The 19,116-nt window shown below is 29.7% G+C and carries 20 protein-coding genes and 1 pseudogene; 9 read left to right on the top strand and 12 right to left on the bottom strand.

The features are described 5' to 3' along the window. Window positions 1-17: 17 nt before the first annotated feature. Together miaA and RSD37_RS07735 are read left to right on the top strand one after the other, a co-directional pair. The gene (gene miaA, locus RSD37_RS07740) at window positions 18-971 is read left to right on the top strand and encodes a tRNA (adenosine(37)-N6)-dimethylallyltransferase MiaA (protein WP_346946144.1); all 954 of its coding nucleotides are present in this window, start codon (window positions 18-20) and stop codon (window positions 969-971) included. 111 nt (window positions 972-1,082) lie between these two features. Further along, window positions 1,083-2,366, top strand: a complete 1,284-nt coding sequence (locus RSD37_RS07735; RefSeq protein ID WP_346946143.1) for a methionine gamma-lyase family protein — start codon at window positions 1,083-1,085, stop codon at window positions 2,364-2,366. Window positions 2,367-2,393: 27 nt separating this feature from the next. On the opposite strand, the gene lexA is transcribed toward RSD37_RS07735, so the two are convergent. Next, complete coding sequence (lexA, locus tag RSD37_RS07730) at window positions 2,394-3,002, bottom strand: transcriptional repressor LexA (protein WP_346946142.1); 609 nt, start codon at window positions 3,000-3,002, stop codon at window positions 2,394-2,396. Between the two features lie 118 nt (window positions 3,003-3,120). On the opposite strand from lexA, the gene RSD37_RS07725 reads away from it, so the two are divergent. The 4 genes from RSD37_RS07725 to RSD37_RS07710 all read left to right on the top strand — a co-directional run bounded on the left by RSD37_RS07725 (window position 3,121) and on the right by RSD37_RS07710 (window position 7,096). Then, window positions 3,121-4,365, top strand: a complete 1,245-nt coding sequence (locus tag RSD37_RS07725; protein ID WP_346946141.1) for a DEAD/DEAH box helicase — start codon at window positions 3,121-3,123, stop codon at window positions 4,363-4,365. A 66-nt stretch (window positions 4,366-4,431) separates the two neighbouring features. Beyond that, the gene (locus RSD37_RS07720) at window positions 4,432-5,034 is read left to right on the top strand and encodes a protein kinase (RefSeq protein ID WP_346946140.1); all 603 of its coding nucleotides are present in this window, start codon (window positions 4,432-4,434) and stop codon (window positions 5,032-5,034) included. Between the two features lie 134 nt (window positions 5,035-5,168). Further along, the gene (locus RSD37_RS07715; protein WP_346946139.1) at window positions 5,169-5,852 is read left to right on the top strand and encodes a peptidylprolyl isomerase; all 684 of its coding nucleotides are present in this window, start codon (window positions 5,169-5,171) and stop codon (window positions 5,850-5,852) included. A gap of 371 nt (window positions 5,853-6,223) precedes the next feature. Continuing rightward, window positions 6,224-7,096 carry a hypothetical protein gene (locus RSD37_RS07710; RefSeq protein WP_346946138.1) on the top strand — a complete coding sequence of 291 codons (873 nt, stop codon included), beginning with the start codon at window positions 6,224-6,226 and terminating at the stop codon, window positions 7,094-7,096. Between the two features lie 85 nt (window positions 7,097-7,181). Here RSD37_RS07710 and RSD37_RS07705 read toward each other — a convergent pair whose 3' ends face one another. The 3 genes from RSD37_RS07705 to RSD37_RS07695 form a co-directional block, all read right to left on the bottom strand. Then, the gene (locus tag RSD37_RS07705) at window positions 7,182-7,625 is read right to left on the bottom strand and encodes a MarR family transcriptional regulator (RefSeq protein WP_346946137.1); all 444 of its coding nucleotides are present in this window, start codon (window positions 7,623-7,625) and stop codon (window positions 7,182-7,184) included. Window positions 7,626-7,831: 206 nt separating this feature from the next. Next, a complete protein-coding gene (locus tag RSD37_RS07700) occupies window positions 7,832-8,080 on the bottom strand; it encodes an AbrB/MazE/SpoVT family DNA-binding domain-containing protein (protein WP_346946136.1) in 249 nt (82 codons plus the stop codon). A gap of 232 nt (window positions 8,081-8,312) precedes the next feature. Then, window positions 8,313-8,804 carry a YajQ family cyclic di-GMP-binding protein gene (locus RSD37_RS07695; RefSeq protein WP_346946135.1) on the bottom strand — a complete coding sequence of 164 codons (492 nt, stop codon included), beginning with the start codon at window positions 8,802-8,804 and terminating at the stop codon, window positions 8,313-8,315. A 187-nt stretch (window positions 8,805-8,991) separates the two neighbouring features. Here RSD37_RS07695 and RSD37_RS07690 point away from each other — a divergent pair, with 187 nt between their 5' ends. Next, a complete protein-coding gene (locus tag RSD37_RS07690; RefSeq protein ID WP_346946134.1) occupies window positions 8,992-9,402 on the top strand; it encodes a hypothetical protein in 411 nt (136 codons plus the stop codon). Window positions 9,403-9,586: 184 nt separating this feature from the next. Here RSD37_RS07690 and RSD37_RS07685 read toward each other — a convergent pair whose 3' ends face one another. The 4 genes and pseudogenes from RSD37_RS07685 to RSD37_RS07670 form a co-directional block, all read right to left on the bottom strand. Beyond that, a complete protein-coding gene (locus tag RSD37_RS07685) occupies window positions 9,587-10,585 on the bottom strand; it encodes a tyrosine recombinase XerC (RefSeq protein ID WP_346946133.1) in 999 nt (332 codons plus the stop codon). A gap of 367 nt (window positions 10,586-10,952) precedes the next feature. Beyond that, the gene (locus tag RSD37_RS07680) at window positions 10,953-11,654 is read right to left on the bottom strand and encodes an ABC transporter ATP-binding protein (protein WP_346946132.1); all 702 of its coding nucleotides are present in this window, start codon (window positions 11,652-11,654) and stop codon (window positions 10,953-10,955) included. Continuing rightward, window positions 11,654-12,322 (bottom strand): iron ABC transporter permease, encoded by a 669-nt coding sequence (locus RSD37_RS07675; protein WP_346946189.1) that lies wholly within the window; start codon window positions 12,320-12,322, stop codon window positions 11,654-11,656. The genes RSD37_RS07680 and RSD37_RS07675 overlap by 1 nt, the downstream gene beginning before the upstream one ends. After that, window positions 12,311-12,577, bottom strand: a pseudogene (locus RSD37_RS07670) (ABC transporter substrate-binding protein); the annotation flags it as partial. The pseudogene RSD37_RS07670 and the gene RSD37_RS07675, both read right to left, overlap by 12 nt. Before the next feature lie 154 nt (window positions 12,578-12,731). Here RSD37_RS07670 and RSD37_RS07665 point away from each other — a divergent pair. Then, a complete protein-coding gene (locus tag RSD37_RS07665; RefSeq protein WP_346946131.1) occupies window positions 12,732-13,217 on the top strand; it encodes a spore coat protein in 486 nt (161 codons plus the stop codon). A 74-nt stretch (window positions 13,218-13,291) separates the two neighbouring features. Here RSD37_RS07665 and purB read toward each other — a convergent pair whose 3' ends face one another. After that, on the bottom strand, window positions 13,292-14,722 hold the full coding sequence (gene purB, locus RSD37_RS07660) for an adenylosuccinate lyase (protein WP_346946130.1): 1,431 nt from the start codon (window positions 14,720-14,722) through the stop codon (window positions 13,292-13,294). A gap of 210 nt (window positions 14,723-14,932) precedes the next feature. Between purB and RSD37_RS07655 the strand changes: the two genes are divergently transcribed. Beyond that, a complete protein-coding gene (locus tag RSD37_RS07655) occupies window positions 14,933-15,139 on the top strand; it encodes a DUF378 domain-containing protein (RefSeq protein ID WP_346946129.1) in 207 nt (68 codons plus the stop codon). A gap of 153 nt (window positions 15,140-15,292) precedes the next feature. Here the strand turns inward: RSD37_RS07655 and RSD37_RS07650 are convergent, their stop codons facing one another. The 3 genes from RSD37_RS07650 to RSD37_RS07640 are packed head-to-tail and all read right to left on the bottom strand — an operon-like array spanning window position 15,293 to window position 19,103. After that, window positions 15,293-15,949, bottom strand: a complete 657-nt coding sequence (locus RSD37_RS07650; RefSeq protein ID WP_346946128.1) for a V-type ATP synthase subunit D — start codon at window positions 15,947-15,949, stop codon at window positions 15,293-15,295. 3 nt (window positions 15,950-15,952) lie between these two features. Next, window positions 15,953-17,335, bottom strand: coding sequence for a V-type ATP synthase subunit B (locus tag RSD37_RS07645; protein WP_346946127.1), 1,383 nt, complete (start codon window positions 17,333-17,335; stop codon window positions 15,953-15,955). Continuing rightward, the gene (locus tag RSD37_RS07640) at window positions 17,328-19,103 is read right to left on the bottom strand and encodes a V-type ATP synthase subunit A (RefSeq protein WP_346946126.1); all 1,776 of its coding nucleotides are present in this window, start codon (window positions 19,101-19,103) and stop codon (window positions 17,328-17,330) included. Before RSD37_RS07640 ends, RSD37_RS07645 begins: the two co-directional genes overlap by 8 nt. Between the last annotated feature and the right edge of the window lie 13 nt (window positions 19,104-19,116).

Here is a 19,116-nt window from a genome sequence, read left to right as displayed (position 1 = left end):
AAGAAAGGGTTATAACCATGAAAGACTTATTTATACTAGCAGGTCCTACAGGAATAGGTAAAACAGCTATATCACTAAGTATAGCTAAAGAACTTAGTGGCGAAATTATATCCGCTGACTCAATGCAGATTTATAAAAAAATGGATATTGGTTCTGCTAAAATTAAACCTAAGGATATGATGTCTATTAAACATCATTTAATAGACTTTTTAGATCCTAGTGAAAATTTTAGTGTTGCAGAATTTAGTAGCATTTCAAAAGAAAAAATTAATCAGATAAGCGACTATAACAATCTTCCTATGGTTGTAGGAGGAACTGGTCTTTATATAAATTCATTAATTTGTAATTATAGTTTTGCAGAAACTAATAAAAATGAAAACTACAGAAAAGAACTTGAAAAACTAGCTCTAGAAAATGGCGTTGATTATATCCATAACATGCTTAAAAATGTTGATGATATAAGTTATAACAAACTATATCCAAATGACCTTAAAAGGGTTATAAGAGCATTAGAAGTGTATAGAGTTACTGGTATTCCAATTTCAGAGTCTGCTAAAAACGATAAAATCTACAATGTACCTTATAATATTTATTATTATGCATTAAATATGGATAGAGAAAAACTCTACGAAAGAATTAATAAACGCGTTGACATAATGATAGAGCAAGGTTTGATAGAAGAAATAATTAGTTTAGAAAATCAAGGTTATACCATTGATATGCAATCAATGAAGGGAATTGGCTATAAGGAATTACTTGAATTCTTGCATGGAAATATATCTAAGGATAAGGCTATAGAAAATATAAAACAATTTAGCAGAAACTATGCTAAAAGACAACTTACTTGGTTTAGAAAAGATCCTCGTGTTATTTGGGTTAACAAAGATAATTTTTCAGATGATGTTGAGGTATCTGATTTCATTATTAGTGATTTTAAGGAAAAGAAAGCAACTAAAATAAATTCTCTTTAGCATATACTAGTTTTTATATAAATATAGTATAGAATACTATGTTATATTTGCTTAATATCTATAGCTATGATAGTATTATTATGATATTTTGTGTTTAAGGAGCGATTTTTTATGATAGATATAACTAAAGAGTTTTTAATAAATAACTTTAAGATAAATGAAGATATCTTTAATGTTTCAGAACAAGCGTTAGAGGATATTAAAGGTCAATTTAGTATTATGGATAATATTCGTGAATATAATCAACTTAAAGTTTTAAGTGCATTTCAGGAAGAAAGAATTAGTGATATGCATTTTACTAATTCAAGTGGTTATGGTTATGGTGATATTGGAAGAGATACTTTAGATAAAGTCTTTGCTAGAATATTTAATACCGAAGCAGCTCTAGTTCGTCCACACTTTGTAAATGGAACCCATGCAATTGGATGTTCACTATTTGGTAATTTGAGACCAGGAGATACTATGCTTACGGTTTGTGGTTCTCCCTATGATACATTACATAATATTATAGGTATAACAAAAGACAAAAATATTGGATCATTAAAAGAATGTGGTGTAAACTACAAGCAATTGGAGTTAACAAAAGAAGGTAAAGTAAATATAGCTGAAATGGAAAAGTTATTAAATGAGGATTCAAGTATAAAGCTGGTACATATACAAAGATCTACAGGTTATGGGTGGAGAAACTCATTGCTAGTAGATGAAATAGGGCTAATAATAAAAGCCGCTAAGAAAATAAGAAATGAAGTTATTTGTTTTGTAGATAACTGTTATGGAGAATTTATAGACACTATTGAACCTACAGATGTAGGAGCTGATTTAATTGCAGGATCGCTTATTAAAAACATAGGTGGAGGAATTGCACCTACTGGTGGTTACATAGCAGGAAAAGAGCAATTCGTAACGCAAGCTTCATACAGATTAACAATACCTGGAATAGGTGGAGAATGTGGATCTACATTTGGAGTTATGAGAACTTTGTATCAAGGATTGTTTTTAGCTCCTCATGTAGCTATAGAGGCTGTTAAAACTGCAATATTCTGTTCTAGAACAATGGAACTTTTAGGATTTGAGGTACTTCCTAAATACAATACTAAACGTAGTGACATTATACAAGCTATAAAATTTAATGACAAAGAAAAATTGATTAAATTTTGTAAGGGTATACAATCTGGATCCCCAATTGATTCATTTGTAGAATGTGAACCATGGTCTATGCCTGGGTATGAAGACGAAGTAATTATGGCTGCTGGTGCATTTATTCAAGGTTCTTCTATAGAATTATCTGCTGATGCACCAATAAGAGAACCATATATTGCTTATTTACAAGGTGGATTAACTTTTGACCATGGGAAAATTGGAGTTTTAATTGCAATTTCAAAAATTTTATCATAAAAAAATTAAGAAGCTATAATTAGCTTCTTAATATTTTCTATAGATTCCCGAAAGTTTACCGAGTATTTTGCAGTCATCTACAATAATTGGGGTCATAGTAGAATTTTCAGGTTGTAATCTAATATATCCATCTTCTTTGAAAAATCTCTTTATAGTAGCTTCATTTTCTATCAATGCCACTATAATGTCTCCATTTACAGCAACAGAAGTTTTTTCTATTATAGCTAGATCTCTATCTAATATACCAGCTTCTATCATACTTTCACCTTGTACCTTAAGTATGAATAATTCATTATTACTTTTCACAAAGCTAAGTGGAATTGTTAAATAATCCTCTATACTTTCTTCTGCCAGAATTGGTATTCCAGCTGTAACTTTACCAATAATCGGTATATCAACCATTTCTTTTCTCATATGTGGTTCTTGTAATAATTCAATAGCTCTTGGTTTTGTTGGATCACGTCTTATTAGTCCTTTTTTTTCAAGTCTAGTAAGATGTCCGTGAACTGTAGATGTTGAACTTAGGTTTACAGCCTCACATATTTCTCTAACTGAAGGTGGATAGCCTTTAGCGTTAACTTGATTTTTTATAAACTCGTAAATTTCAGATTGTTTAGTACTCTTAATATCAATCATGAAAACACCTCTCAATCTTGATAATTATACCATATAAAAAATCAAATATCAAACTTATGTTCTACTATAAAATTTGTTTTTTAATTAATTTATATAATATAAAATTGGAGATGAGTATATGAAAAAATTCGAAGAATTAGGAATAAATTCCAACATAATAAATTCCTTAAAAGAACTAAATATTACGGAGCCAACTAAAATACAAGAATTATCCATAGAAAAAATTAGCGAAAAACTTGATATAATGATGCAAAGTGAAACAGGAAGTGGAAAAACTTTAGCTTATTTACTTCCATTAATTGAAAAGATTAATTATGATAAAAGAGAAAATCAATTTATAGTATTAGTTCCAACCCATGAACTTGCACTTCAAGTAAATGAAGTAATATCTAAGTTAGCTGATAAATCAAACCTAGATATTAAATCAATAGTAATAATGGGAGATGTAAATATAAAGAGACAAGTTGAGAAATTAAGAGATAAACCTCAATTTGTAATAGGTTCACCAGGGAGAATTCTTGAACTTATTAAATTAAAGAAAATATCTGCTCATGCAGTAAAAACTATTGTAGTAGATGAATGTGATAAATTACTAGATCAGAATAACTACAATGTGGTAAAAGATGTTATTAAGACGACTATGAGAGATAGACAACTTTTAATGACTTCAGCTACGCTTACAGAGGAAACTATAGCTATAGGTAACGAAATTATGAAATCACCTGAGATCATAAAGTGTAATAATGATACAACTGTAAATCCTAATATTACTCATTTATATGTAGTATGTGACAGAAGAGATAAAGTTTTAACTATTAGAAAACTTATGGCAAGTATAACACCAAAGAAAGCCATAGCATTTATTAATAAAACTGAGGAAATTGAAACGCTTACTTCTAAATTACAATATCATGGATTAAAAGTAGATGGAATTCACGGAAGTTTTTCAAAAAATGAAAGACAAAAAGCTATGAATGATTTCAAAACTGAAAAAATAAATCTTCTTGTTTCCTCAGATTTATCAGCTCGTGGATTAGATATAGACGGAATAACTCATATATTTAATGTAGACTTACCCGAGGATATGAACACTTATCTTCATAGAAGTGGTAGAACAGCTCGTGCTGATAAAGTGGGGGTAGTAATATCAATAGTTACACCTGAAGAGATTATACAAATTAAAAGTTTTGCTAGTAAATTTAACTTTATTCTTTGTGAAAAAACATTATCTCATGGAAAGTTAGAAGACGTTGGTCGTGTTATTAAAACTACTAAAAATGTAAGTGGCCCTTCTAAGAAAAATGTTAGTAGCAATCTTAATAAGAATATTCACAATTCTAATAAAGGTAAAAAGAAAAAATAGTGTTAGAACTAATATACCTCTAATATTTAGCATATAATTTATTATAGCTCTATAGTAGGAGGGTTTATGTCTAGACATTTTACAAATCGAATTTACTTAAGTGATGAAGTAGAAACTATTATAAAATCTTCAGAGTTTTTAGGGAAAGGTAATAACGGAGTCGTATATCAGATTAATTCAAACACAATTATAAAAATATTTAATGATGAAGATGTGTGTAAAACTGAATATGAGATTCTTAAAGCTTCAAGTAAGTGCAGTTCTTTTCCTCAAGTTTTTGATTACGGAGATTATTTTATTATAAGAGAGTTTGTTGATGGTATACGAATGGATAAATATTTAAATCACAATCCTTTAAATCAAAAGTTAGTGCAAAGCATAGTTGATTTAATAAAAGACTTTGACAGATTAAAATATAAGAAACTTGATATAAGATGTAAAGATCTTTATGTACAAAATGATTTCTCTATTAAAGTTATAGACCCCAAAGATAACTTTGATAGATATATGCCTTATCCGCGTCATTTGATGAAAGGTATTTACAAACGTGATAGTTTAGGAGAGTTTTTCTATTATTTATACAATATTGATAATAAACTTTATGAATCTTGGAAAGAAAAATTTAAGCATTATCTAGAACAAAATGACTTAACTAAAAAAAACATCTAAGCTTTAAATGCTTAGATGTTTTTTTTATAATGAATACCCATATATAAAGAAGATGTTACTTAAATAAGTATTTAACTATTTACAACATAATGATACACTTATAAAGTAAAATACATAAAAGGAGATATTATAAAATGAAAAAAAGAATACTTTGCACTTTACTTGTTTCAGTTGCGATTTCACTACTATTAGTTGGCTGTAGTTATTCTTCAAAAACTTCAGATAATGGTTCTGATAGTAATTTAGATGTAAATGATAAAATATATTTATCTAAAGAAACTGAAAAAAAACCCACTGAAGAAAATCCTGTTGCTACCATAGAAATGGAGAATGGCGGTATTATTAAAGTAGAACTTTATCCGGAAATAGCCCCTAATACAGTAAGAAACTTTATAACTCTTGCTAATAACGAATTTTACAATGGATTAATATTCCATAGAGTAATATCTGGATTTATGATTCAAGGCGGTGATCCTACCGGAAATGGTACCGGTGATTGTGGTTACTCTATCTATGGTGAATTCTCTAAAAATAATTTTAGTAATGATATTCTTCATGAAAGAGGGGTTATATCTATGGCTAGAGGTAAAGATAAAAATTCAGCTGGTTCTCAATTCTTTATCATGCATTCAGATTCCCCTCATTTAGATGGGGAGTATGCTGCTTTTGGAAAAGTTATTGAAGGCATAGATGAAATTGATAAAATTGCATCCTCAGAAACTAAAAATGATAAACCTATAGCTGATATTAAAATTAAATCTATTACAGTAGATACCTTTGGGGTTAATTATAACACTCCTGTAAAATACAATAAATAATACAATAAGAAAACCAGCTAATTTGTTAGCTGGTTTTCTTATTGTAGCTTAACTAACGTTAACAATTCTATATTTCACTTAATTCAAGTTACTCATTTTAATTTTCATCCATATAGCCTCAGTTATCATTTTAATATATCGCTACCTCTTTTCGGTAATACTAAATTATATTATGTAAACCTATATTTTCGAATAACAAAGTGTATTTCACATTCATTCAATATAATGTTAGTTATATTGAATGAATGTAGTTGTTTTAAGTTTATTTCATCATTGTAAACACATGTATACATGAATAAACCATTGTATACATGTGTTAATTGTAGTATACTACATATTATAGTAAAAATGTTTATTAAGGAAGTGTTTATATGGATTCAATTTTAAGCGTAAGAATTAATGATGATTTAAAAGAAAAATTTTTAACATTAGCTGAAGAGCATGGTGTAAACAACAAAGAGTTCATGGATGTAATAATCAAGTCTTATGAAGTTAATAAAGTTTCGTGTGATGTTGATTACATTAAAAATGATTTGGATGAACTTCAAATTATTATAAAAAGAGTACTAGATATTTATATTAATATTATTGAAAAAAATAAGATAAAATCCTTAGAGTTAACCAATAATTTCAAATTAACTTTAGATGATGAACATATTAAAAGTAACAAATTAGAAGAAGAGGGGATCAATCTAGAAAAAAAGGTTCATGTTTTAAATTTAGATAACAAAAATCTCAAAGAAACAATTAATGAATATAAAAATCTATTAATTAAAGAAAAAGACAATTTAAGAGAATATAAAGATCTTAATATAATGCTTAAGGAAAAAAACACAAAACTAACGGAATATAAAAACGCTTCAGAAAAACTTGAGTTATTAAATCAAGGACTTAAAGAAGATTTAACCCTATCAATAAAAAAAACAGAAGGTTATTTAAATCAAATTGAAAGGGTGAGTGAGGAAAAAATATTAATAGATAGACAACTTGCAGAAACAAAATCTTTCTACGAAAATAAATTAAGAGAACAAGAAATTAATCATGATAAAAAAATCTCTTTAATAGAACAGGAATTAAATCTATTACAACAACAAAAGTTACTACAAAAGGAGGAGGAGTATAGAGAGAAAATATGGATTTTAAAATCTCAGTTTGATGATAAAATAGCTACCTTAATTTCAGATAAAGAGAATTTATTATTAAAACTTTCTGCTAACAACTTCAATAACACTGATAAATTATAAATCACATTATAGTAAAAACGCTGATAAATTCTATGAATTAGAATTTATCAGCGTTTATTGTTGTAAAATACATTATTTTCATCCCTTATTTACCTTCAGTGTAAGCTTTCTGTAATATATCTAAATATTGTGTGAAATTATTTTTATCATCTTCAGATACATTTTTAAGTGCATAATCCAAAAATTTACATCTTTCAACTAATACAGCTTCTAGAATCTGATTACCTTTTTCTAGAGACTTTATACGTACTATTCTTCTATCCTTACAATCTCTAATTCTTTGAACCAGTTCCTTACTTTCCATTCTATCAATCAAATCTGTAATAGTACTAGGTGCTTGATATAATTTGTTGCTAAGTTCACTAATCGTTACCTCATTATGATTTATAATTATTTGTAAAGCCTCAAATTGAGCTGGTGTAATGTCATAATCTTCAAGTATAGTTCTTCCTTTTTTCTTTATATAAAAACAAATTTTTCTTAGCAATTTCTCTATTTGATCTATCTGTAAATCTTCATAAGCTTCCAAAAAATCACTCCTAAATTAAATTATAAGAATCTCAACTATTATTAGACTCTCGAATAATTATATGCTTTTTTTTGAATATAGTCAATTAATTACAATATTTGCATATATATTAGGTATAAAAAAGCACTTTGAATTAAAATATTCTCATATAATAATTCAAAGTGCTTAACTATCTTATATTTATCTTAAAAGATTTTTAACTTTTATTATTCTTTGATTTTAGCTATTGTGTCTAAGCATTCTTCACAAATGTTTTTACCCTTGTAGTTTGTAACATTTCTAGCATTTCCACAGAATAAACATGCTGGCTCATATTTTTTTAATATTATTTGATCTCTGTCAACATATATCTCCAAAGCATCCTTTATTTCAATATCTAACGTTCTTCTTAATTCTATTGGTATTACAATTCTCCCTAGTTCATCTACTTTTCTTACTATACCTGTTGATTTCATGATATTTCCTCCTAATGTTTATTATTGATTTTTTTAAGTAATAAAATAATTTATATATTTAACTATTATAAATTGTATACATTATTAAATTATCCAATTACAATTAAATTATACATTAATAGTTAATGTATAATTTATTATAGCTTATTTTTTTATAAATTCATAGTAAAATTTTAATTAATTTATAAAAAATATAAACAAAGAACATATTTCTTACCTTATTACCGCAAAATTACCTATAATTCGTGAATTGTATAGCGATTTCATAATCATTAGATTTTAAAAGTTGCATTGTTTCTTGTAGCTCATCTTTATCTTTACCTGTTATTCTTAATTGGTTATCCATTATTTGAGCCTGAACTTTTAGCTTACTTGATTTAATATCTGCAACCATACGCTTAGCCTTATCCATGGCAATACCTTTTACTAATTTGCAAGTAACTTTTGCTGTACCAAGAGACCCAGCATCTATTTTGCCTACATCAAGCGCTTTTGGAGATATACCTCTTTTAATTAATTTAGATATAAGAACATCTATTACTCCATTTAATTTAAATTCATCATCAGATACAATTTTAACTTCTTCTTTTACCAATGTAATCTCTGTCTTTGTACCTTTAAAATCATATCGTTGTTTAATTTCCTTTATTGCCTGATTAATAGCATTATCCACCTCTTGCATATTAATTTCTGACACAACGTCAAAAGAATACGAATTTGCCATATTTCCAACCTCCTAAAAATATTCTTTATGTAAAAAACATATAAATATATAATAATTTATACTTTTAAAATTGTCTACCTAAAAATTATAAAATATACTGTGTTTTATGATTTTTATTGAAGTTTTTCTTTAGGTTTGTTACAATAATCTAATGACTTAAAAAGTAATTAAAAAGGTAGTGATTAATATGAAACAATGTATTTTTGATATGAAAAAAATATGTGCTGATTGTGGTGAATGTAATATATGTGAATATAATAAAGATAAGATTTGCGATAACTGCAGTAAGTGCTTAGAACTAGAAGGATATGATGTTAAGGCAATAAAGATAGATGAAGTATTTGATAAAAACAAAGAAACGGAAATAAAAATTGATATAGAACACTTTAGTGATTTTGATACCATGGAATCAACAGAAGACTTCTATGAAGATTTAAAAACTGAAGAAAATACTCCATACATAGATGCTCTCGATAATGAAGACAATTGGGACTATATAGATGATATAGAAGGTATGGGAGAGCTATTAGAGGATTTAGATTCAGACAGTGATATATCAGAACAGTTCCCAGGATTATATGTACTTCATAAAAGATAAACATGTTCATCAGATTATAATTTAATGTATGGTACTAAATTATAATCTGAAAATGTATAAAAGGTTAATTGTTTTGTTACAATTAACCTTTTATACATTTGATGAAATTTCTACAACTAATTGATTTATTTGTTTATTATAATAAGTCACTAAGTTAGTATGCTAGTTGAACTTTATACTTATATTATTCATCTCCAAGAGGATGAATATTTATAGCATTTCTTAAGGTTTCATCATCCACGTGCACATAAATTTGTGTTGTACTAATATTTTCATGACCTAAGATCTCTTGTAATGTTTTAATATCAACCCCACCATGCTTATGTAATAAGGTAGCTGATGTGTGCCTTAACTTGTGTGGAGTGTATTTATCCGCATCTAGCCCAGCAGCAGAAACATATTTCTTAATTATTCTTTCCACAGTTCTTTTATTAATCCTTTTGTACTTACCACTAATAAATAAAGCATTTTTATCCTCAAAATGAACTTTATCACAGATTTCATTTCTTACAAATAAATACTTATTAATTGATTTAATGCATGCTTTGTTAAGATAAACTGTCCTTTCTTTATTTCCTTTACCTACAACCGTTAATACATCGCCTTTAACATTAGATAAATCAATGCTACATAGTTCTGATAATCTTAGACCACAATTTAAAAATAGGGTAATAATACATAAATCTCTAGGTGAGTTTTTATCTCTATTGTTAGCTGCTGAAAGCAAATCCTTACTTTCATCTAGCGTCAAATAAATAGGGGAGCGCTTTCCAATTTTAGGACTCTCAAGTTCCAAAGTAGGATTTTTAGAAATAACCTTGGATTTAGAGTATAAATAATGAAAAAAAGATTTTAAAGATGCAACTTTCCTTGCTTTTGCGTAACTACCATTTTCTCTCATATTCTCTAAAAAGGATAGATAGGCATAAAAATCCATTAACTGTAATTCATCTAGGCAGTCAGAACAAATATCATTAATAGGGATATTCTCAAAAAGTAATGTCTCAGATAGAGTTACTTTTCTATTATAAACTTTAAGAAACTTAAAAAATAAACTTAAATCATAGCAATAAGCTACAATTGTATTATTTGAAATTCCTTTGACTGAAGATAGGTAGTTTAAATATTCTTTTAAAATTTCTGGAAGTGTTTTATCATACATATAACTAGATTTTTTATTCATAAATTATCCCCCTTTTAATATTTATGATATAACGTCGTGAAACTTACATTTCACGACGTTATATATTCTACAAAGAGAGGTGAAAATCCTTTATTTTCTAATGATATGAATGTTCTTGCCATTTCCATTGATGGAGCGTAGAATTCTTCCTAAGTCATCATAGGTATATATAATTTATTTTTTACCTTTAATTGCAATAAGGTTTTTTCGCCTCTTTTTATACATAAAAACCCCAATACGTGTATATATTTGACGTATATTACTCCACGTTTTGAACAAATGTAAAAAAGCCAGTTAAGGTGACTTAAATCACTCCAACTGGCACCTTCTTTAATTATAACCTTAACCTCTGCCCCATCAATCAAAGTTACATTAAAATTTCTTCCGGTGTGCCCTGACTGTACACTCTGCCTTTATGCATCATAATTATTGGGTCACTGTAAGCCGCTGCAAGATTAAGATCATGAAGTACTGCTATAATAGTAATATTCTTTTTTAAGTTCAATTTTTTTATAGTATTAAGTATCTCCACTTGGTGATAAATATCTAAACTTGATATAGGTTCATCAAGCAGTATAATATCTGTTTCCTGAGTAATAGCTCTAGCAACGATTACCCGCTGTCTTTCTCCTCCACTTAAGGAATTTATGCTTTTATGCCTCAGATGCCAAATATTTGTCGCTTCCATTGCAGCTTGAACTATTCTCAAGTCTTCTTCACTTTCCGTTGAAAACCTGGATATATAGGGAGTCCTCCCCATAAGTACAATATCCAATACGGAAAAATCAAATTCTACCGTGGTATTTTGAGGTACAAGTGCCATTTCTTTTGCCATTTCTCGGCTTCCTAATCGTCTTATGCCCTTATTATCTACATAAATATTTCCGTATTTTGAGCTCAATATCTTACAAACATTTTTAATTAGAGTTGTTTTACCAGAACCGTTAGGTCCTAAGATTGAATAAAATTTCCCTTTTTCTATCTTTAAATTTATGTTATTTAGTATTTCTTCCTGCTCAAAAGCAAAGTTTAAGCTTTCTATATTTACAGCACAATCGTTTTGAAACATCAGAGCACCTTCTTCTTTGTTTTATATAAAAGATACATAAAAAATGGGACTCCAAATATGGAAGTTACTATACCTACAGGAATCTCAACAGGAGGAACTATAGACCTTGCTATAGTATCACATATCACTAGGAATATTGCACCTCCCAAAGCTGAAAAAGGTATTACAATTCTATTATCAGAGCCAGTAATAATTCTCACAGCATGAGGTACAATAATACCTACAAAACCAATAATACCTCTTACAGAAACTGCAACAGCTACCTGTAAGGTACATATGAAAAGGATATGTTTTTTAAGCTTTCCAACTTCTATTCCCATTGTCTTTGCATTATCTTCACCAAGAAGAAATACATTGAGATCTCTTGCTAGAAAATATAGAATTATAGTTGAAACTATAACAACAGGAAGCAACACTAAAACTTGATTCCAACTTGCCGTCGATACGCTTCCCATGGTCCACATCACTATTCTTTCAACATGTTCTCTTCTAAAGATCATTATAAGTGATATCATTGAAGATAATAAAAAACTGATAGCTACACCAGAAAGAAGTAATGAGGTACTTGGAACCTTACTACCTACTCTTGCTATATTATAAACTGTCACAGCAGTTACTACTGCTCCTATAAATGCACATAATGCTGTAATACTTAATCCTCCTGCCATTTCAATCATATTTCCAATAAAAGTGCCTTTTCCTGCGGTGAAATCTCCACTTTTGCCATAACCAACTACATAATAAACTGATGGTTTATTTGCATCTTTAACTTTTGCTGTCACAGAATCAACCTTTTTCTTCATATCACCTATAACTTTATCTCCAGTTTCCTTTACATTTAAAATCTGAGCAACATTTGTTATCGTTTCATAAACACCTTCAAAACTCTCTTCCCCATAAAGAACGAGTACCTTTATATTTAACTCTTCTAACTTAAGTGATTTTTAGATGTTATTTTATACAAATCACTAATCATTACTTTTGCGTATAAAATAATTAATTATACGCAAAATATTATTGGATATGTACTATTATAAAAATAAATATTAAACAAAATATTATTGGAGGTATATTATTATGAACATAACACTATCACAAAAGGAAAAAATGTTATTAGAAGACCAAAAAAAACACGAACAAATTTGTATTGAAAAATATACGAATTATGCAAATCAAGCTAAAGACCCTGAATTAAAACAAGTATTCAATACTAATGGTCAACAAGAAAGAACTCACCTTAATAGCATTAATCAATTATTAAATGGTACAATTCCACAAATGAATCAACAACAAAATACTGGAAATCAACCTACAACCCCAAATAATAATAATAATAATAATAATAATACCCAAACAAGTGAAGTTAATTTAACGGATACTGATATGTGTACTGATTTATTAATGACAGAAAAATATGTATCAGGAGCTTACGATACTACAATTTTTGAGTTTAGAGATACTCAAGTTCGTGATGTATTAAATCATATACAAAAAGAAGAGCAAAAACATGGTGAAGCTATATTTAAGTATATGGAAAGCAACGGATTGTATAAGGTTCAATAACCTTACTAACTTTATATCAAAATTATAAAATGAAGCTGAAATATTAAGATAATCTAATATTTCAGCTTCATTTATTATACGGTTATTTCTACTTTTTCTCCAAGTTCGTCCTTATGTGATTCTAAAACTGGCTTAATGTATTCTTCTATAAATTCAACCACTTGACTGCTTGATCTTCCAGTAAATTTAGTTGGATCAATTATTGATAAAATTTCATCTTTTGATAGTCCAAACGATTTATCATTTAATATTCTTTCGATTAAATCATTCTTTTCACCAAATTCTTTTACCTGTTTAGCTGCAGCTATTGAATGTACTCTTATACTCTCATGAAGTTCTTGTCTGTCTCCACCGCGTTTAACAGCTTCCATCATAATATTCTCTGTTGCCATGAATGGTAACTCACTATTTACGTGAGCAGCTATTACCTTCTCATATACAACCATATTAGAGGTTATATTAATATATAGATTAAGTACTCCATCAAGTGCTAGAAATGCCTCAGCAACGGATATACGCTTATTTGCAGAGTCATCTAGGGTTCTCTCAAACCATTGAGTACCTGCAGTTATAGCTGGATTTAATGAATTAACGATTACGTATCTTGACAATGCGCTAATTCTTTCACTTCTCATTGGGTTTCTTTTGTATGCCATAGCAGAAGATCCGATTTGATTCTTCTCAAATGGTTCTTCCATTTCTTTCATATTTTGAAGAAGTCTTAAATCATTACTAAACTTATATGCACTTTGTGCTATTTCAGATAAAGTGTTTAAAACTATAGAATCTACCTTTCTTGAGTAAGTTTGACCAGTTACAGGATATGATTTTTTAAAGTCCATCTTTTCACATACTATGTTATCAAGCTTCTTAACCTTTTCTTCATCATTGTTAAATAATGCCATAAAGCTTGCTTGAGTACCTGTAGTTCCCTTAACACCCCTGAATTTTATGTTTTCTATTACAAAATCTAAATTTTCAAGATCAATTAATAACTCTTGCATCCAAAGGCTAGCTCTTTTACCTACTGTTGTAAGCTGTGCAGGTTGAAGATGTGTAAATCCTAAAGTTGGAAGATCCTTGTACTTCATTGCAAAGTTACTTAGTTGTTCTAATACATTTATTATTTTTTTTCTAATTAATATAAGACCATCTCGCATAGTAATTAAGTCAGTGTTATCACCTACATAACAGCTAGTAGCTCCTAAGTGTATTATACCCTTAGCAAGTGGTGCAGCAACACCATAAGTATAAACGTGGCTCATTACATCATGTCTAACTTCTTTTTCTTTAGATGATGCTAATTCGTAGTCAATATTATCAATATTATCTCTAAGTTGTTTTATCTGTTCATCTGTAATGTTTAATCCTAACTCTTGCTCACCTTCTGCTAATGCAACCCAAAGCTTTCTCCAAGTTTTAAATTTCATTTCATCTGAAAAGATGTAACTCATCTCTTTTGATGCATATCTCGTATTAAGTGGTGAATTATATGTATTTCTCATAATAACCTCCGTACAAAAAAATTTTTTTATCCATTATCATTCAGAATTATAACATATTTTATAGTTAAAAGTCTATTTAAAATTCGTGTTACTATTGATATTAAGAAGTTTTCACTGTTCTATTTTAACCAAAAACTTCATATATATAAACTATAAAATCTATATGAAAATATTATGTTAGATTGATATACTTATTTAGGGGGAGTTTATATGTGTAAAATTAGTCTACTAGACAAAATATCTTTTATACTTGTTATTATAGGTGCAATTAACTGGGGAATATTTGGATTATTCAACTTTGATTTAATTCATTTTGTTTTTGGTTTCTCAGACATATTATCTAGATCAATTTATATTTTAGTAGGTCTTGCAGGGGTAAATCTAATTAGATTCTTATATTGTCTTAACAAAAAATAGTCTTATATAAATAATTATAATAAAATCATTAAAACCATAATTTCTTTAATCTTTCAATATTTTTCACAACTTTCATAATACTCTTTTAGACTAGAAAAAGGCTGCTGACATTATGTAGTGTCAGCAGCCTTTAATCAGTAAGTTGATGTATTACTATGCATTTTGCATATCTTGTGCTTTTTCCATCATATCTTTAACTTTCATTAGACGACTTAAAGCACCTCTTTCATTTTCATCTAGCTTCATTTTGATGTACTTAATTGTTTCTTGAAGCTGTGGTATTGTCATATATTCTAGAGCATTTACCCTTCTTCTTGTTTTCTCAATTTCATCAGCCATAAGTTGACAAGACTTTTCAACTTCAGCAAGTTCTAAAAGTTTAGGTAGTATTAAATAAAGTTGCTCAATTGAATTATCTAGCTCTGACGATGTGCTATAGAATCCATAAGGATAAATACTACCTGAATCTCCTTCAAGTTTCCTTACAAAATTCATAACTGGAACATTAACACTCATAATATTCTTCTCAGATAACTCTAAAGAAATGCTTTCCTTAGGAAAGGAAATAGCTTCTTCTAAAAACTCAGGAGATATTGCTGCTGATGCCATAAGAAAATCTTTAAATGCATCTTGTAATTTATCTTCAACTTCTGAGCGTAGTTTATTATTATACTTTACAAGTTCTATAAACCTTCTCATTAATTCATCTTGCTTATCCTTAAGAAGCTTATGACCTCTAGTTGCTGTTGCTAACCTTTTTTTTAGTTTGGATAGCTCCATTCTAGTAGGATTGACATTTAATCTTGCCATGTTCTACTCTTCATCTCCCTTTGGCATATACTTTTCAAGGTATTCATCTCTAATTCTCTTAAGTTCAGTTGTAGGAAGTATTTTTAGAAGCTTCCATCCTAGAGATAGAGTTTCTTCTATACTTCTATTTGTATTGAATCCTTGAGAAACATATTGATTTTCAAAAGCTTCAGCAAATTTTGCATATTTTTTATCTGCATCTGAAAGTGCAGATTCCCCTAAAATTGCTGATAATTCTTTTGCTTGTTTACCTTGTGCATATGCTGAGAATAGTTGGTTCATAGTATCTGCATGATCTTCTCTTGTTTTACCTCTACCTATACCTTTATCTTTAAGTCTTGAAAGCGAAGGTAATACATCTATAGGAGGCATTATGCCCTTTTGATATAATTCTCTTGAAAGAATTATTTGACCTTCTGTAATATACCCTGTAAGGTCAGGAATTGGATGTGTCTTATCATCTTCTGGCATTGTAAGAATAGGTATTTGAGTAATTGAACCTTCTCTACCTTTTAATCTTCCAGCTCTTTCGTATAATGTTGAAAGGTCCGTGTAAAGATATCCTGGATATCCACGTCTACCTGGTACTTCTTTTCTTGCGGCAGACACTTCTCTTAATGCTTCAGCATAGTTTGTTATATCAGTCATTATAACAAGTACATGCATACCTCTTTCATAAGCTAAATATTCTGCAGTAGTTAGTGCCATTCTTGGAGTAGCTATTCTCTCTATAGCTGGGTCAGAAGCTAAATTCATAAATAACACTGATTTATCTATAGCTCCAGTCTTTTTAAATTCATCTACAAAAAACTGTGCCTCCTCAAAAGTTATTCCTATTGCAGCAAACACAACGGCAAACTTTGAATCTGAATTTAACACTTGAGATTGACGTGCTATTTGAGCTGCTAACTGTGCATGTGGAAGTCCTGATCCAGAAAAAACAGGTAATTTTTGTCCTCTTACCAAAGTATTTAGTCCATCAATTGCTGATATTCCCGTTTGAATAAATTCAGATGGATAATCCCTTGATACTGGATTAATAGGCTCACCATTTATATCTACTCGCTTTTCCGCTATTATATTAGGACCATTATCATTTGGATTTCCCATACCATCAAAAATTCTACCTAGCATATCTTCTGATACACCGAGTTCAAGCGGTCTTCCTAGAAATTTAGCTTTAGTTCCTTTTAAGTTAATTCCAGATGAACCTTCGAATAGTTGAACCATAGCCTTAGAACCATTAACTTCTAAGACCTTTCCTCTTCTCTTCTCGCCTGTCTGTAATTCAATTTCAACTAACTCATCATATTTTACGCCTTCAACGCCTTCAACAACCATCAAAGGTCCTACTACTTCTGTAACTGTTCTATACTCCTTAAGCATTTAGAACCCCTCCTTCGCTAATTAATTTATTCATTTCTATCCCTAATTCATCAGCGATCTCACTAATAGCGTTCATATTATCTTCTGCTATATATTTACTTCTAGCAATTTTATCTCTAACTTTTAACCCTAAAATTTTATCCAAATATACACCTGAATCTAAAGCATGCTCAGCTTCTTTTTTAAATAAAAGAATTAATTTTAACATTTTATGCTGTTTGTTTAATGAAGCATATGTATCAACTTCATGGAAAGCATTTTGTTGTAAATAATCTTCTCTTACAGATTTAGCTACTTCAAGCTTTAATCTATCTTTTTCAGATAATGCATCTATACCAACCAATCTAACAATCTCATCAAGTCCAGCCTCTTCTTGTAATAAAGTCATTGCCTCTATTCTTAACTTAGACCAATCAGGTGCTACTTCTTCATCCATCCATTCTCCTATGCTATCTAAGTATAGAGAATATGAATTTAACCAGTTTATTGAAGGGAAGTGACGTTTATATGCAAGTTGAGCATCTAGTCCCCAAAACACCTTAACTATTCTTAATGTAGATTGTGTAACTGGCTCAGATAAATCTCCTCCAGGAGGTGATACAGCTCCAATTGCAGTAACGGCTCCTTGTCTACCATCTTTACCTAGACATATAACTTTACCAGCTCTTTCGTAATAATCAGCTAGTCTTGATCCTAAGTAAGCTGGATATCCTTCATCCCCAGGCATTTCTTCAAGTCTACCTGACATCTCTCTTAAAGCCTCTGCCCATCTAGATGTAGAATCAGCCATAATGGATACTGAATATCCCATATCTCTAAAGTACTCAGCAATTGTTATACCTGTATAGATACAAGCTTCACGAGCAGCAACAGGCATATTGGATGTGTTTGCTATTAGAACTGTTCTCTTCATTAAACTCTCGCCAGTTTTAGGGTCCTTTAATTCTGGGAATTCATTTAAAACGTCTGTCATCTCGTTACCACGTTCACCACAACCAACGTAAACAACAATTTCTGTATCTCCCCATTTAGCTATTTGGTGCTGAACCACTGTTTTTCCAGCTCCAAATGGTCCTGGTACTGCTGCAGCTCCACCTTTTGCTACTGGAAAAAATGTATCAATTACTCTTTGTCCTGTTACCATTGGCTCTATAGGTTTCAGCTTACTTGCAAAAGGTCTTCCTTTTCTAGCTGGCCATTTTTGCATCATAGGCAAGCTTTTAATCCCATTCTCCGTCTCTACTTCGCAAATAATCTCTTCAATAGTAAAGTTACCTGATTTAATATCTGTAATCTTCCCTTTAACTCCATATGGAACCATTATTTTATGCAATATTACAGCTGTTTCTTGTACTGTACCTATTATATCCCCCGGCTCTACATCATCTCCAATACTGGCTATAGGATTAAACTCCCACATCTTTGTCCTATCTAGAGATTTAACTGCAATCCCCTTTTTTAGAAATGGTGAATTAGCAGCCTTCTGCATGGCATTAAGTGGCCTTTGTATTCCATCAAACATTGATTCAATTAGTCCTGGACCAAGTTCAATACTAAGTGGCTCTCCTGTTGTAACAACGGGGTCTCCTGGACCTATACCAGATGTTTCTTCATATACCTGGATTGAAGCTTTATCTCCCCTCATTTCAATAATTTCACCAATAAGACCTTTTACACCAACTTTTACAACGTCAAATATATTAGCATTATCCATGTCCTTAGCAACTACTAATGGACCTGAAACTTTAACAATAGTACCATTCTTCAAGTTTCTTACCTAC

Origin of the sequence: Clostridium sp. (assembly GCF_036646415.1) — a bacterium.
GTDB lineage: Bacteria > Bacillota > Clostridia > Clostridiales > Clostridiaceae > Clostridium_J.
The sequence above is the reverse complement of the archived record's forward strand: the minus strand, read 5'-3'. Positions and strand labels throughout refer to the sequence as shown.

Excerpts from the sequence above, each read along its gene's own strand:
- miaA (WP_346946144.1), top strand. The coding sequence starts at position 18 with ATGAAAGACTTATTTATACTAGCAGGTCCTACAGGAATAGGTAAAACA.
- RSD37_RS07735 (WP_346946143.1), top strand. The coding sequence starts at position 1,083 with ATGATAGATATAACTAAAGAGTTTTTAATAAATAACTTTAAGATAAAT.
- lexA (WP_346946142.1), bottom strand. The coding sequence starts at position 3,002 with ATGATTGATATTAAGAGTACTAAACAATCTGAAATTTACGAGTTTATA.
- RSD37_RS07725 (WP_346946141.1), top strand. The coding sequence starts at position 3,121 with ATGAAAAAATTCGAAGAATTAGGAATAAATTCCAACATAATAAATTCC.
- RSD37_RS07720 (WP_346946140.1), top strand. The coding sequence starts at position 4,432 with ATGTCTAGACATTTTACAAATCGAATTTACTTAAGTGATGAAGTAGAA.
- RSD37_RS07715 (WP_346946139.1), top strand. The coding sequence starts at position 5,169 with ATGAAAAAAAGAATACTTTGCACTTTACTTGTTTCAGTTGCGATTTCA.
- RSD37_RS07710 (WP_346946138.1), top strand. The coding sequence starts at position 6,224 with ATGGATTCAATTTTAAGCGTAAGAATTAATGATGATTTAAAAGAAAAA.
- RSD37_RS07700 (WP_346946136.1), bottom strand. The coding sequence starts at position 8,080 with ATGAAATCAACAGGTATAGTAAGAAAAGTAGATGAACTAGGGAGAATT.
- RSD37_RS07695 (WP_346946135.1), bottom strand. The coding sequence starts at position 8,804 with ATGGCAAATTCGTATTCTTTTGACGTTGTGTCAGAAATTAATATGCAA.
- RSD37_RS07690 (WP_346946134.1), top strand. The coding sequence starts at position 8,992 with ATGAAACAATGTATTTTTGATATGAAAAAAATATGTGCTGATTGTGGT.
- RSD37_RS07685 (WP_346946133.1), bottom strand. The coding sequence starts at position 10,585 with ATGAATAAAAAATCTAGTTATATGTATGATAAAACACTTCCAGAAATT.
- RSD37_RS07680 (WP_346946132.1), bottom strand. The coding sequence starts at position 11,654 with ATGTTTCAAAACGATTGTGCTGTAAATATAGAAAGCTTAAACTTTGCT.
- RSD37_RS07675 (WP_346946189.1), bottom strand. The coding sequence starts at position 12,322 with ATGGCAGGAGGATTAAGTATTACAGCATTATGTGCATTTATAGGAGCA.
- RSD37_RS07665 (WP_346946131.1), top strand. The coding sequence starts at position 12,732 with ATGAACATAACACTATCACAAAAGGAAAAAATGTTATTAGAAGACCAA.
- purB (WP_346946130.1), bottom strand. The coding sequence starts at position 14,722 with ATGAGAAATACATATAATTCACCACTTAATACGAGATATGCATCAAAA.
- RSD37_RS07655 (WP_346946129.1), top strand. The coding sequence starts at position 14,933 with ATGTGTAAAATTAGTCTACTAGACAAAATATCTTTTATACTTGTTATT.
- RSD37_RS07650 (WP_346946128.1), bottom strand. The coding sequence starts at position 15,949 with ATGGCAAGATTAAATGTCAATCCTACTAGAATGGAGCTATCCAAACTA.
- RSD37_RS07645 (WP_346946127.1), bottom strand. The coding sequence starts at position 17,335 with ATGCTTAAGGAGTATAGAACAGTTACAGAAGTAGTAGGACCTTTGATG.